The sequence below is a fragment of the Spirillospora sp. NPDC049652 genome (assembly GCF_040675125.1).
GTDB lineage: Bacteria > Actinomycetota > Actinomycetes > Streptosporangiales > Streptosporangiaceae > Spirillospora.
The window spans coordinates 1-13,168 of record NZ_JBFAOF010000111.1 but is presented as its reverse complement, the minus strand read 5'-3'; the positions used below and the strand labels follow the sequence as shown (position 1 = coordinate 13,168).

The 13,168-nt window shown below is 73.2% G+C and carries 15 protein-coding genes, 1 tRNA gene and 1 pseudogene; 9 read left to right on the top strand and 8 right to left on the bottom strand.

Annotation, left to right across the window (positions count from 1 at the left end; genetic code table 11):
* Together AB0J52_RS10700 and AB0J52_RS10695 are read left to right on the top strand one after the other, a co-directional pair.
* Positions 1-1,173: DNA-3-methyladenine glycosylase 2 (locus AB0J52_RS10700; RefSeq protein WP_500181344.1), on the top strand; the 1,173-nt coding region annotated here is incomplete at its 5' end.
* A 13-nt stretch (positions 1,174-1,186) separates the two neighbouring features.
* Positions 1,187-1,699: a methylated-DNA--[protein]-cysteine S-methyltransferase gene (locus tag AB0J52_RS10695; protein WP_500181343.1), complete on the top strand. Its 513-nt coding sequence runs from the start codon at positions 1,187-1,189 to the stop codon at positions 1,697-1,699.
* Positions 1,700-1,800: 101 nt separating this feature from the next.
* On the opposite strand, the gene AB0J52_RS10690 is transcribed toward AB0J52_RS10695, so the two are convergent.
* A complete protein-coding gene (locus AB0J52_RS10690) occupies positions 1,801-2,289 on the bottom strand; it encodes a DUF3995 domain-containing protein (protein WP_500181342.1) in 489 nt (162 codons plus the stop codon).
* Between the two features lie 139 nt (positions 2,290-2,428).
* Here AB0J52_RS10690 and dnaN point away from each other — a divergent pair, with 139 nt between their 5' ends.
* Positions 2,429-3,577 (top strand): DNA polymerase III subunit beta, encoded by a 1,149-nt coding sequence (dnaN, locus tag AB0J52_RS10685; protein WP_500181341.1) that lies wholly within the window; start codon positions 2,429-2,431, stop codon positions 3,575-3,577.
* Positions 3,578-3,613: 36 nt separating this feature from the next.
* Here dnaN and AB0J52_RS10680 read toward each other — a convergent pair whose 3' ends face one another.
* Positions 3,614-4,894: a WD40/YVTN/BNR-like repeat-containing protein gene (locus AB0J52_RS10680; protein ID WP_500181340.1), complete on the bottom strand. Its 1,281-nt coding sequence runs from the start codon at positions 4,892-4,894 to the stop codon at positions 3,614-3,616.
* A gap of 85 nt (positions 4,895-4,979) precedes the next feature.
* Positions 4,980-5,543, bottom strand: coding sequence for a helix-turn-helix domain-containing protein (locus AB0J52_RS10675; protein WP_500181339.1), 564 nt, complete (start codon positions 5,541-5,543; stop codon positions 4,980-4,982).
* A 71-nt stretch (positions 5,544-5,614) separates the two neighbouring features.
* On the opposite strand from AB0J52_RS10675, the gene AB0J52_RS10670 reads away from it, so the two are divergent.
* The 5 genes from AB0J52_RS10670 to AB0J52_RS10650 all read left to right on the top strand — a co-directional run bounded on the left by AB0J52_RS10670 (position 5,615) and on the right by AB0J52_RS10650 (position 8,818).
* Positions 5,615-6,274, top strand: a complete 660-nt coding sequence (locus AB0J52_RS10670) for a B3/B4 domain-containing protein (RefSeq protein ID WP_500181338.1) — start codon at positions 5,615-5,617, stop codon at positions 6,272-6,274.
* A complete protein-coding gene (locus tag AB0J52_RS10665; protein ID WP_500181337.1) occupies positions 6,274-7,137 on the top strand; it encodes an EamA family transporter in 864 nt (287 codons plus the stop codon). The genes AB0J52_RS10670 and AB0J52_RS10665 overlap by 1 nt, the downstream gene beginning before the upstream one ends.
* Before the next feature lie 38 nt (positions 7,138-7,175).
* Positions 7,176-7,814 carry a class I SAM-dependent methyltransferase gene (locus AB0J52_RS10660; RefSeq protein ID WP_500181336.1) on the top strand — a complete coding sequence of 213 codons (639 nt, stop codon included), beginning with the start codon at positions 7,176-7,178 and terminating at the stop codon, positions 7,812-7,814.
* Positions 7,815-7,877: 63 nt separating this feature from the next.
* On the top strand, positions 7,878-8,381 hold the full coding sequence (locus tag AB0J52_RS10655; protein WP_500181335.1) for a hypothetical protein: 504 nt from the start codon (positions 7,878-7,880) through the stop codon (positions 8,379-8,381).
* 146 nt (positions 8,382-8,527) lie between these two features.
* Positions 8,528-8,818: a hypothetical protein gene (locus AB0J52_RS10650; RefSeq protein WP_500181334.1), complete on the top strand. Its 291-nt coding sequence runs from the start codon at positions 8,528-8,530 to the stop codon at positions 8,816-8,818.
* Positions 8,819-8,916: 98 nt separating this feature from the next.
* On the opposite strand, the gene AB0J52_RS10645 is transcribed toward AB0J52_RS10650, so the two are convergent.
* The 5 genes from AB0J52_RS10645 to AB0J52_RS10625 form a co-directional block, all read right to left on the bottom strand.
* Positions 8,917-9,004: transfer RNA gene (locus AB0J52_RS10645), tRNA-Ser, on the bottom strand.
* Positions 9,005-9,014: 10 nt separating this feature from the next.
* Positions 9,015-9,452, bottom strand: a complete 438-nt coding sequence (tadA, locus tag AB0J52_RS10640; protein WP_500181345.1) for a tRNA adenosine(34) deaminase TadA — start codon at positions 9,450-9,452, stop codon at positions 9,015-9,017.
* Positions 9,453-9,549: 97 nt separating this feature from the next.
* A complete protein-coding gene (locus tag AB0J52_RS10635; protein ID WP_500181333.1) occupies positions 9,550-9,987 on the bottom strand; it encodes a tRNA adenosine deaminase-associated protein in 438 nt (145 codons plus the stop codon).
* 65 nt (positions 9,988-10,052) lie between these two features.
* Positions 10,053-10,538 (bottom strand): tRNA adenosine deaminase-associated protein, encoded by a 486-nt coding sequence (locus AB0J52_RS10630; protein ID WP_500181332.1) that lies wholly within the window; start codon positions 10,536-10,538, stop codon positions 10,053-10,055.
* Between the two features lie 272 nt (positions 10,539-10,810).
* Positions 10,811-11,221 carry a hypothetical protein gene (locus AB0J52_RS10625; RefSeq protein WP_500181331.1) on the bottom strand — a complete coding sequence of 137 codons (411 nt, stop codon included), beginning with the start codon at positions 11,219-11,221 and terminating at the stop codon, positions 10,811-10,813.
* Between the two features lie 947 nt (positions 11,222-12,168).
* Here AB0J52_RS10625 and upp point away from each other — a divergent pair.
* A pseudogene (upp, locus tag AB0J52_RS10620) lies at positions 12,169-12,798 on the top strand (uracil phosphoribosyltransferase); the annotation flags it as partial.
* Positions 12,799-13,168: the final 370 nt, after the last annotated feature.

Below are 13,168 nucleotides of genomic sequence, written 5' to 3'. Positions count from 1 at the left end.
CGCGAGGGCGTGCCCGGCCTGGCGACCCGCCTCGGCTACAGCACCCGGCAGATCGAGCGGCAGCTACGCGCCGAACTGGGCGCCGGACCGCTCGCCCTCGCCCGGGCGCAGCGGGCGCAGACCGCCCGGCTGCTGATCGAGACCAGCGCCTTGCCGATGTCGGACGTCGCGTTCGCTTCCGGATTCGCGTCCATCAGGGCCTTCAACGACACGATTCGCGAGGTCTTCGCCCAGACGCCGACCGAACTGCGCGACCGGGTGGCCCGTGGTCATCCGACCGCCGCGAACGGAACGCTGTCGCTGCGGCTGCCGTTCCGCCAGCCGTTCTTCCCGGACAACCTGTTCGGGCATCTCGCCGCCACGGCCGTCCCGGGCGTGGAGGAGTGGCGGGACGGCGCGTACCGGCGGACACTGCGGCTCCCGCACGGTCCCGGCGTCGTCGCGCTGAAGCCGACCCCCACGTACGTGGCCTGCACCCTCACCCTCACCGACCTGCGCGACCTCACGATCGCGATCAGCCGGTGCCGGTGGATGCTGGACCTGGACGCCGACCCCGAGGCGGTGGACGAGCTGCTGTCCGCCGACCCCGTGCTCGAACCCCTCGTCCGGAAGGCCCCCGGGCGCCGCGTGCCGCGGACGGTCTGCGGCGCCGAGTTCGGGGTCCGGGCCGTCCTCGGGCAGCAGGTGTCGACGGCCGCCGCGCGCACCCACGCCGCGCGCCTCGTGCGCGAGCACGGGGAGCCGGTGGAGGACCCGGGAGGCGGCCTCACGCACCTGTTCCCGATGCCGGGCGCGCTCATGGAACTGGAACCGTCCGGCCTCGCCTTCCCCGAATCCCGCCGCACCACCCTGAAGACCCTGGTCACCGCCCTCGCGTCCGGCGACCTGGACCTCAGCGTCGGGGCCGACTGGGACGAGGCCCGCGCGAAGCTGGCCGAACTCCCCGGCATCGGGCCGTGGACGATCGAGACCATCGCCATGCGGTCGCTGGGCGACCCGGACGCGTTCGTCGCGTCCGACCTCGGCGTCCGGTACGCGGCGCAGGCGCTCGACCTGCCCGCCACCCCGGCCGCCCTGACCAGGCGCGCCGCGGCCTGGCGGCCCTGGCGCTCCTACGCCGTCCAGCACCTGTGGGCGACGGGCGACCACGCCATCAACACGATTCCCGCATGAAACGAGATCCGCTGTGCACACCCACGTCATGATCGACAGCCCGGTCGGGCCGCTGACGCTGGTCGCCGACGGCCCGGAACTGGTCGGGCTCTACATGCACCAGCAGCGGCACCGTCCACCGCAGGAGACCTTCGGGACGCCCGGAGACCCTGACGACGAGCCGTTCGCGTCCGTGGCGGCCCAGCTCGCGGACTACTTCACCGGCGGGCGGCACGAGTTCGACCTGCCGCTGAAACTCAAGGGCACGCCGTTCCAGCGGAGCGTCTGGGAGGCTTTGACCCGCATCCCGTACGGCGAGACGGTGAGCTACGGCGAGCTGGCCGCCGAGCTGGGCAACCCCACCGCGTCCCGCGCGGTCGGCCTGGCCAACGGCCGCAACCCGATCGGGATCATCGTCCCGTGCCACCGCGTCGTCGGCTCCACCGGCAGCCTGACCGGCTACGGAGGCGGCATCGAGACCAAGCGGTTCCTGCTCGACTTCGAGCGCTCGAACCAGCCCGCCGGGCAGGCCGCCGTCCTCTTCTGACCAGTTCCGTAGGCCCCGCGCTCGTTCTCGTAGGCCCCGCACTCAAACTCGTAGGCCCCGCGCCCCGTGCGGGGCCTACGCGTGTGGGCGGACGTCCGCGCTCAACGACGGCCCTGTATCGCACGTGCGGCCAAGCCGAACAGCACGCCGCCGGTCATGAACCACGGCTCGTAGAGGAAGGTGGCGAAACGCTCCTCCGCGCTGAGGTCCGCCACCTCTCGCGCGCCTGAGGCGAGCGCGACCCAGTCGACAGCGCTGGGGAGGGCGTGCAGGACGAGCAGCGCCGCCGTCCCCCAGACGGTGGCCCGGAGGATTCGGCGCGGCAGCCGCCCTCCCCAGGGGCGGACGACCGCGAGCGCCAGCCCGGCCGCGCCCAGCGACGCCGGAATGGCGATCACGTCGATGACCAGCAGCGCGGGCGTTCCGTAGATGCCGCGTCCACCGGGGAGCCCGAGCCGTCCGTCCGCGAGCCAGTAGATGTGGACGGCCGAGAAGAGCACGCCCCAGATCGCCGCCGCATAGGCGGCGGACCGTCCGAGCAGAGGGGCGGACGCCGGTCGGCGGCCGGGCCGGGCCAAGGTGATCTCCATGTCCCCATCCTGCGCGGACGGCCCTGACCTGCGCTTCCCCCGTCCCGGCGATCCGGATCCCCCGTGCGGGTGAGTTCTGTCGGTGACGGCGGCTAGGGTTCGGGACGCTGCCGGTCATCACCCAGCAAAAGGGGAGATCATGGAGTTCCGGGTCGATCGTGGGGCGCTCGCCGACGCCGTGGCCTGGGCCGCCCGAACGCTTCCCGCGCGCCCGGCCCAGCCCGTCCTCGCGGGCCTGCGCCTGGTCGCGGACGCGGACGGCGGTCTCGAACTGGCCGGGTTCGACTACGAGGTCTCCGCGCAGGCCAGGCTGGACGCCGCGGTCGGCACGCCCGGCCGGGCGCTGGTCCCCGGGCGGCTGCTCGCCGACATCGTCCGCAGCCTGCCCGCGCAGCCCGTCGAGTTCCTGACCAAGGACGCCGAGCTCGTCCTGCGCTGCGGCAGCGCCGAGTTCGGCCTCCAGGCCATGCCCGTCGAGGACTACCCCACCCTGCCGGAGCCGCCCGCGCGCGCCGGCACGGTCGCCGGGGACGCGTTCGCCGCCGCCGTCGCGCAGGTCACCCCCGCCGCCGGACGCGACGACACGCTGCCCATGCTCACCGGCGTCCGGATCGACCTCGAAGCCGACACCATGTGGCTGGCCTGCACCGACAGGTACCGCATCGCCGCCCGCGAGCTCACCTGGTCGCCGGACGCGGCCGACTTCCACGCCGGCGTCGTCGTGCCCGCCCGCACCCTCGCCGACACCGCCAAGGCCATCCGGCCGGGCGCGACCGTGTCGCTCGGCCTCACCGGCGAGGCCGACACGCTGATCGGGGTGTCCGGCGGCGACCGCAGCATGACCACGCGGCTGCTCGACGACCAGTACATCGACTACCGCAAGCGGCTCACCGGCGACTGGACGTCGGTGGCCCGCGTCCGCACCGCGCCGTTCGTGGAGGCGATCAAGCGCGTGGCGCTGGTCACCGAGCGCAGCACGCCCGTCCGGCTGGCGTTCGCGGGCGGCGAGGTCAGCGTCCGCGCCGCGTCCGGCGACGCCGCGCGCGCGAACGAGTCGCTGGCCGCCGAGCTGGTCGGCGACGACATCGACATCGCCTTCAGCCCCCAGTACCTGCTGGACGGCCTGGCCGGCATCCGCACCGAGTTCGCCCGCCTCGAATGCGCGAGCCCCACCAAGGCCGCCCTGCTCACCGGCATCCCCGACCCGGAGAAGGAGGGGGAGGAGGCCGACCCCGACGCGGACACCGGCTTCCGCTACCTGGCCATGCCCGTCCGCCTGACCTCCTGACACCGCCCGCCGAGCGGCTGAGCGGCGGCTCGCGGGCTAAGCGTCCTTGGGTTGTGCGGTGACGGCCGGGGAGTCGGGCGTGTCTGGCGCGTGCTCCTGGGCGCGCGTGCCCGCGAGCCAGAGCGTGCGGTCGGGGGCGGACGCCGAGGCGAGCCAGACGGCCGGTTCCGGGGCCGAATGGACGGTCCAGGCGTGGCCGTCGTAGTGCGCCGCCCCGCCCTCGCCTCCCGCGATCCAGACGTCGTCGGACGCGCGGGCCGTCACGGTGTTCGCCGAGCTCAACGGCGTCCTCACGCGTGACCAGCGACGCCCGTCCCAGCGCAGGACGGCGTTATGGCCGACCGCCCAGACCTCACCCGGGGCCGACGCGGACACGCCGGTCAGCGGCCCCTTGGCCGGGCTCGGGACCCGGCTCCAGTTCCGCCCGTCGAAGTGCAGGAGGAGACCGTCTCGGCCGGCTGATCCGACGGCCCAGACATCGTCCGGAGCGAAGGCCGCGACGGCGACGAGCCGTCCGTGCGGGATGTCGGGGACGTCGGACGGCTCCCAGTTCGTGCCGCCCCAGCGCAGCGCGCGCGGCCCGTGCGGAGTGGCGTGCCCGACGGCCCACGCGCAGCCCTCCCCGGCCGGTGCGACGGCGTTGAGCACGATGCCGCGCAGCAGGTGAGGGGCCTCCCAAGCCGTCCATGCGGTACCCGTCCAGTGGCGGACGAGCGCCACGTCCACGCGTTCCAGCCGGTCGTACGCGCCCCCGACGGCGATCACCGTCTCGCCGTCCGCCCGCGCGGCCGTCGTCGGCGTCGCGCCGCTTCCGGGGTTCGTCAGGCTCGCGGGGTTCGTCAGGACCGAATCAGATGCCGGGCCTGCGCTCTTCCTTGCGGCCTCCGCCTGCCGGGAAGCGGCCGCACCACCATCCCGTCCAGGTGCGGCGGCGAAGACGTGGGCCACGCCGCGCAGCCGGGCGCCCAGCAAAACCGCGGACGCCAAAGAAGACTCGGACGGATCGGGCAGGACCGTCCAGGACGTGCCGTCCCAGCGTGCCGCCAGGGGTTTCTGCCCGACCGAGCCCACGACCCATACCCCGGACGGGCCCGCCGCGACACCGGAGAGCAGGTGGCCCGCCACGCCGGGCAGCGGCGGCGGGCTCGCGAAGGGAGCGTCGCCGGGGCCGGGGCGGGAGCCGGGGCCGGGACCGGTGTGCGGGGCGAGCGCCATCACCGCGCCGGTCACCCCGGCGCGGGCTTGGGTCGCGTTCCGGTTCACCGTCTGCAGCCCCTCGTGAAGGTCAGGACCGACATGCCCGCTGGACGGGATCATGAACGGTCCGGGGGTGTGTTGACAAGCGTCCCCCACCCACTGAACGCACGAGCCGCTTCGCGCCGTTCCGGTCCCCCCGGATCCGTTACGGGTCCAGTACCGCGAGGATGAACCTCACTGGCTCCGCGGTGTTGTTTCCGTAACCGTGCGGGCGGTCGCCCGGGAAGACCGCGGCGGAACCGGCCGTGACGGGCTCGGTGTGGCCGTCCACGTACAGCGTCAGCGTGCCCGACTCGACGTGGATGATCTCCTGCGTGCCGGGCTTGTGCGCCTCGCTCTCGCGCAGTTCGCCGGGCCGCAGGTCCCAGCTCCACAGCTCCATCGTCGGGCGCGGTTCGGTGCCCGCGAGCAGCGTCCCGGTTCCGCCGGCCTCGCCCTGCCACAGCACCACCTGCCGCGCGGGCGGGAGCAGCCGGACCGGCGGCTCCTCGGCCACCTGCACCAGCCGGACGAGCGGGACGCCGAGCGCGTCCGAGACCCGGATGAGCGTGCCGAGGTTGGGGTTGCCGCGCGCCTGTTCGAGGTTGACCAGCACGCCCTTGCTGACGCCCGCGCGCTCGGCGAGCTCGTCCAGGCTCCAGCCGCGGCCGGTGCGCAGCGTCCGGACGGTCCGTGCGACGGCGCCGCCGACCGCCTCCTGCTCGCTCATTCGCGACATCCTACCTTCGGTCGATATAATGATATACAAGGTTCACTGAAATGACCGAGGGGAGATCCGCCATGCTGGAACAGATCGTCGTCGACACCGGGGTACGCGAGCTCCGCCCCGACTTCGCGGTCCTCCTCATGTCCGCGGAGGGCCTGGTCAACGGCCCTTCGGACGCCGCGTCCGAGGGCTGGCTGGCCGCCGCCGCGAGCGTCGCCGACCCGTCCGACCCGCACGTCGAGGCCTGGCGCGAGGCGTACGCCGCGTTCGGCGCGAAGCCCAAGCGGACCCGTCCGTCCGTCGACGCCCTGCTCCGCCGCGCCGACGCCCTGCCCGCCATCAACCGCGTCGTGGACGCCTACAACGCCGTCAGCGTCGAGTACGCGCTGCCCATCGGCGGTGAGGACCTCGACACCTACGAGGGCCCGGCCCGGCTCGTGCGCGCGCGTGGGGACGAGCCGTTCGACATCGTTTCCAACGGCGAACCGGCCGTCGAGCATCCCGCCGAGGGCGAGGTCGTCTGGCGGGACGACAAGGGCGTGACGTGCCGCCGCTGGAACTGGCGGCAGTGCGTCCGCACCCGCATCACCGAGAACACCAAGAACGCCCTGTTCCTGTTCGAACGCCTTGAGCCCTACCCGCTCGACCGCCTGCGCGCGGCCGGCGACGCCCTCGCCGCCCACCTCCGCGCGATCTCCCCGGACGTCCACATCGAGACCAGGCTGCTCGACTGATGGTCACGGTCCTCGCGCTCGGCGCCGCACTGTCCTACGGCCTCGCCGACTTCCTCGGCGGCACGGTCACCCGCTACTCCAGCACGCTGAAGGCGCTGTTCTGGTGCGTCCCGGCCGGGCTCGCCGTCCTGTTCGCCTCCGCGCTGCTCACCGGCCGCACCCCGACGTCCACCTCGCTGGCCTGGGGATTCACTGCCGGACTGGCCGGCGGCGCGGGCCTGCTGGCGTTCTACCGGGCGCTCGCCCGCGGCCCGATGTCGGTGGTCGCGCCCGTCTCCGCGCTGGCGTCCGCGCTGCTGCCGATCGCGGTCGGCGTCGCCCGCGGCGAGCGCCTGGACGCGACCGTCCTCATCGGCGTCCTGATCTGCCTCGTCGCGATCGCCCTGGTCAGCATGGAGAAGTCGGACGGCCCGGCCGAGCGCTCCCGCAACCGGCTGGACAACGGGCCGCTCATGGCGGGCGTCTCCGGTGTCTGCTTCGGACTGTTCTTCGCCCTGGTCAAGTACGCGGGAACGGACGGCGGCCTCTGGCCGCTCGTCGCCGCCCGCGCCGGAAACCTCACGATCGTCGCGCTCGCCCTCGTCGCCGTCCTCGCGCGCGGCGGCGCACCCGGAGCGGGCGTCTCGGGCCGCCGCCTGATCGGCCTCGCCCTCCTCTCCGGCGCCCTGGACGCGTCCGCGAACGCCCTCTACTACCTCGCGGTGAACAGCGGGCTCCTCAGCCTCGCGGCCGTCCTGACCTCGCTCTACCCGGCGATCACCGTCCTGCTCGCCCGGATCGCCTACAGCGAGCGGCTCCGCAGCGTCCAACGCGTCGGCCTGGCCCTGGCCGCCACCGGCGTCGCCCTCGTGACCGTCGGCTGACCCCCGGCGCGCCCGGCGGGCCCCTAGAGTGGGCGGCCGTGCCCGATTCTTCCTCTTACGTCAGCGCCACCGCCGACGCCTACGACTCCGTCGCCGTCATCTACACCGAGTTCGTCGAAGGCATCCTCGACGACCAGCCGCTGGACCGGGCGTCGCTCGCGGCGTTCGCCGAACTCGTCCGCTCCACCGGCAACACCGCCGCCGTCGAGGTCGGCTGCGGTCCAGGCCACATGACCGCGCACCTGCGCGACCTCGGCCTGGACCCCTTCGGCCTCGACGTCGCCCCCGCGATGATCGACATCGCCCGGTCCGCCCACCCCGACCTCCGCTTCGACCTCGGCTCGATGGACGCCGTGGTCGCCCCGGACGCCTCCCTCGGCGGCGTCCTGTCCTGGTACTCGGCCATCCACACGCCCCCGGCGGAACTCCGGCCCTTCCTGGACGAGTTCCACCGCGTCCTGGCCCCGGGCGGCTACCTCCTGCTCGGCTTCTTCGCGGCCGAGGGCGCCGAGCCCGTCCCCTTCGACCACCGGGTCGCCCCCGCGTACCGCTGGCCCCTCGACGCCCTCGCCGACCGCGTCACCGAGGCGGGCTTCACCGAGGTCGCCCGCAGCCGCCGCGAACCGGGCGAGAACGAGCGCCACCGCCAGGGCCGCCTCCTGCTCCGCCGCACTTGATCACCCCGTGCCGGCCGTGAAGGATGGGCCGACGCGCCCGACCATGAGGAAGATGCCGGACCCATGTCCCTGACGACCCAGGCGGCCCTCACGGTCCTTCCCGTCACGGCCGGCGCGCTGATCGGATTCGTGCCCACCTACCTGATGGAGCGGCGCCGCGAGCGCGAGGCCCTCAGGAAGCGGTGGGACGAGCCGATGCACCAGCTCTGCTCCGAGACCGCGGTGCGCGTCCGGAAGATCCTGCACGGACGCAACCAGGTCAAGCACGCGGGCGCCGACCGGGACTCCGTGCTCCGCGAGATGGAGGACGACTACCACGAGCTCCGCCTGCTCGTGGAGCAGATCAGGCTCCTCGGCACCAGGGACCTGCAGCTGGCGGCCCGCCTGATGCTGCGCCACGCCTACGCCGTCCTGGCCGAGACCCGCGACGAGGCCGACCCGAGAGCGGACGAGTACTCCAAAGCCCCGTACGAACGCCTGGTCGGCTCCGTCCACCAGTTCCGCATCGAGGCGCGAAAGCAACTCCGCGTGGAAACCCCCGAAGACGTCGCCCCCGAAGACCCCTGACAGAACCCCCGGAACGCCCAGCCGAGATCTCCACGGTGGACGAGCCCAAGACCGCCGACTGGTGACCGGCGTGGGGCAGACGAAGCTTCCCATCACCTCACAGTTACTCTATGTAAGTTATCGGTCACACATAGAGATGAGGGGACATGAACTCCTTTCGACGCGCCCGCACGATCCGCACCGTTCTGCTCGCCGCCCTGGCCGCCGGACCGCTCGCCGCCGCCGTGCTCGCCTCCCCATCCGCCGAGGCGGCCGTGGCAGCCCCACGGTCTGCTGCCGACTGGCGATTCGTCCAGGGCTACCCGAACATCTTCATGGGGAACGTGATGTGCCATCAGGACGGCGAGAAGGGGGTCAAGGAGAACAAGTGGCAGCAGTACAAGTGCGAGCTCCTGTCCGGGGGCGCCGACACGATCGGCCTGTACGTCACGCCCTGAGAACGGGACGGCCCCGGGCTTCGAGCCCCAGAAACGTCTGAGGGCGGCACCCGTAGGTGCCGCCCTCAGACGTTCGGCCAGCTCATAGGCCATCTAGATGGCGGTGGCGGTGGGATTCGAACCCACGGAAGCTTGCACTTCACACGCTTTCGAGGCGTGCGCCCTCGTCCACTAGGCGACGCCACCGCAGGAGAGCTTACCGGACTCTCCGGGATGCGAAGAACTCGATCAGCGGAGCGGCGCACTCGTCGGCCAGTACCCCGATGATCACCTCGGGCCGGTGGTTGAGCCGGCGGTCCCGGACGACGTCCCACAGCGAGCCGACCGCGCCCGCCTTCTCGTCGACGGCGCCGTACACGACGCGGTCGAGGCGGGACTGCACCGCCGCGCCCGCGCACATCGTGCAGGGCTCCAGGGTCACCACCAGCGTGCAGCCGGACAGCCGCCACGAACCGAGCGCCGAGGCGGCCTCGCGCATCGCGACGATCTCGGCGTGGCCGGTCGGGTCGCGGGTCTCCTCGCGGTCGTTGCGGCCCCGCCCGAGAACGGTCCCGTCCGGGCCGAGGACCACCGCGCCCACCGGGACGTCCCCTGCCTGAGCAGCGAGGCGCGCCTCGTCCAGGGCGAGGCGCATGCTCGGCTCGTATTCGCGTGCGGCGTCGTCCGTGGCGGGAACGCCGAAATCCTGGTTCAAGCCGGGCTCAGGACGGCCTGGAGCGGACGCGGCGTCGTCAGTCACGGAGGCGGTCGAACTCCTCGCCGAAGCCCACGGCTTCGGCGATCGTCAGCAGGGCGTCCCCGGGAAGGGAGCGCTCGCCGAGTTCACCGAGTTGCTCCCCGTCCACGCCGAAGTCGGTGAGCAGGGACGCGTCGCCGGACGGATCGCCGTCGGGGGCGTCCCCGACGAGCGGCTGGAACAGGCCCGCGAGCCGGTCGTCACGGACCGCCGACACATACGCCCTGGGCTCGTCGTCGCCGTCCAGCCGGACGATCGCGAACCAGTCGTCCTCCTGCTCCACCAGCAGCACGACGGCGTCCCCGTAGGACTCGACGGCGGCCTCGCGGAGCTGGTCGGCGATGTCGTCGACGCTCTCGGCCTCGGCGAGAGCGGCCTCGGTTCCCACCCAGCCCTGGGGCGTGCGGGCGAAGACAGCGGCGAAATACGACACCGTTTCATTGTGGACCACGAGCTCCCCGGGTCACACCCCTCACCCGCCCCAGGTCCGGGACGGCGTCAGGCGACGGCGTCCAGGGCCCGCTCGAAGGCGATGGCGAAGCCCAGGCGCCCCGCGATGCTGAGCAGCATCTCGTCCGGGTACAGCTCCAGGTCGCCGGAGATCGCGCCCAGCTCCATCTCGTCCAGGCCCAGGTCCGAGAAGATCGACATGTCGCCGACCGGCAGCACCTGGTCCAGCTCCTCGTCCTCGGGGACGGGGATGTCGAGATACTCCAGGACCTGCTGGGCGAGCGGCCAGTCCACCGAGGCCGTGACGTCGGACAGGAAGACCATGTCCTCGTCGCCGAGCAGCCGGATCGCCACGAAGAAGTCGTCGCCCACCGACACCAGCCCGATGGTGCCGCCGAGGCTCGGCTGCTGCCGCAGGGCGTGGATCAGCCCTTCCAGGTCCTCGGTCAACGCGACCGGCAGGACCTCCGCCTCCCAGCTGGCGTCCTCTCGGTACACCACGACGGCGAAGTCCGCCGCGTCCACATCCGTCATGTCCACCCCACCGGCGCGCGTGTCCTGCGAGGTGGGGGCACAGGCGCGCCCCGCCCCTCGCGAACCCCGCCGCCGTGCCGGGCGGGGTGCCACGGCGTCCGTCCGGACACCGCGCCGTCCGAATCTACTCGATCCGGCCCCGCCGGGAGCCTCGGATGGCCGGTAGGCCCCTCCGGCAGGGACGTTTCGAGGGTCCGGCGGGGACACCGCGCCCCGCCGGACCTCGCTTACCACTGCTTGTGACCAGGTGATACACCGCCGCGCGGCGGACGTCAGCCCAGAAACCGGAAGGTGCGCCGGCGGAGGGCCGCGTGGATCTGCTTGCGCCGCGCACGATGCGGCGTGACCCGTTCGCGCAGTTCGCGGGCCTCGGCGAGCTCCCGCAGGAACCTGGCGCGCCGCCGGAGCCGCTCCCGCGACTCCTCGGGCGTGAGATTGAGCACCCCGGCCTCCTGGGGATCGCCCGCCCTCCGCCCGGACGCGGCACCGGGCCTGCCGTCCTCCGCCCTCCCGCCGCGCTCACGGGGGGACGCGGACGTGCCGAACCGGACGTCGTCGTCCGCGTACTCCTCGCCTGGCGAAGCCGGACGCACCTTGCCGCGCCACAGGGCACGGCCGCCTTCCGAGCGGCGGCCGCGCTCGGTGCCGAGCTCCATCTCCAGGCGGACAACTCTCCTGGCCATATATCCAGCATCACCGATACCGGGCGTGCTATTCGCGGGCCCCGGCTCGGCCCGGGCCACGGAACCCGGTGGCCGGTTCCTCATGCGGGGCCTGCGCTCGGACTCGAAGAAGGCGTCCACATCGAGGAACCGCTGATCGACCCCGGCGTCCCGGGGCGAGCGTGCCCTCCGGCTCCGGGCCGGACGACTCCGCTGGAGGGACGGGGTGGAAGCGTCCTCGGGCGGAGAACCCGCCTCGCTCCCGATCAGGTCGTTCTTCTCGCCTCCCAGCGGGGGATCGGGGTCGGTATCCGCGTCCGGCGGTGCTTCGCAGGCCCGGGGGGCCGTCTCGATCTCCGAGGGGCAAGTCGTGGAGTCGTCCGGCCGGGACGCCGCTTCGGCTTCTGGCGGGGCCTTCTCGCTCTCCGGGAGGGAGGTCATCTCGGTCTGCGGCGGACCGGGCGCCTCACCGTCCGGCCGGGAAGCCGGTTCGTGCTCCGGCTGGGAGGTCCGCCGGACCTCGGGACGAGAGATCTGCTCGTCCCCGGAATGGGACGTCGCCTCGGCCGTCTGCCAGGCGACCGTGTCGATCTCGGTGTCGTTCGCTGCCTGGGACGTCGCTTCGGTCTCCGGCGCGGCGGCCGTCTCCAGCTCCGGTCGGGACGCCGTCCCGGCCCTCGGCCGCCGGGCTTCGGCTCTGGATGCACGGGGGGTTCGCTCTGTCTCCGGACTTCGCGTACGCCCGGCGTCGCTCTCGCGCGCCGGACGGCTCGGCTCGGCGGCACGGGCCCGTCGGTTCTCCTCCGCGCCGGGCGGGTCCGGGGCGGGCTCCCGGACGGGCCGGGAGCCGCCTCTCGGGCGGACTTCACGATCGCTGTCCATACCGCCATGGTGCCCAGCGGTTCGACGTCCTATCCGCAGGCCGGGCACGATCTGATCAGCCCTCCGGGGTCGGCTACCGTGAACGTATGCAGACCCTTGCCGTCGACCACCCGCTCGTCGCCCACAAGCTGACCACGCTGCGGGACGTACGCACCGACTCGCCCACCTTCCGCCGGCTGGCGGACGAGCTGGTGACCCTGCTCGCCTACGAGGCGACGCGGGACGTGCGGGTGACCGAGGTCACCGTCCAGACCCCGGTGGCCGAGGCCCACGGCGTCCAGCTGGCCAGCCCGAAGCCGCTGGTCGTGCCGATCCTGCGGGCCGGCCTGGGCATGCTCGACGGCATGACCCGGCTGCTGCCCACCGCCGAGGTCGGCTTCCTCGGGATGATCCGCGACGAGGGCTCGCTGCAGGCGCAGACCTACGCCACCCGGCTCCCGGACGACCTGTCCGGCCGCCAGTGCTACGTCCTCGACCCGATGCTGGCGACCGGCGGCACCCTCGCCGCCGCGATCAAGCTGCTGCTCGCCCGCGGCGCCCGGGACGTCACGGCCCTCTGCCTGCTCGCCGCCCCGGAGGGCATGAAGTACCTCGAGGAGGCGCTCGCCGACACCGACGCCCCGATCCGCGTCGTGACCGCCGCGATCGACGACCACCTCAACGAGCACGGCTTCATCATCCCCGGCCTCGGCGACGCCGGCGACCGCCTCTACGGCGTCGTCTGTCCCCCTCCCTCACCACCGTCCGCGCCGTCCCCGCCGAACCAGCACCACCACCCGGCCGGGGACGGCCGGCCAGCTTCAAGCCCGCCCCCCCCGCGCCCCGCACAGCCGAACACTCCCCAGCCGAGCCCTCCCCGAGCGCCGAGCCACCCGAGGCGTCCCGTCCCGCCAAGCCATCCCCTCCCAAGCCACGTCCGGACGACCCGCTCGGCACGGCCCACACAGCTCCAGGACCGTCACCCCTCTGGCCCCACCAGCTCGTCGCGGGCTGCCAAAGGAGAGCTGGCAGCGCCACGGACGCCAACGCGCCCGCGCCGCGCCTTCCGCGCCGCGCCTTCCGCGCCGCGCCTTCCGCGCCGCGCCT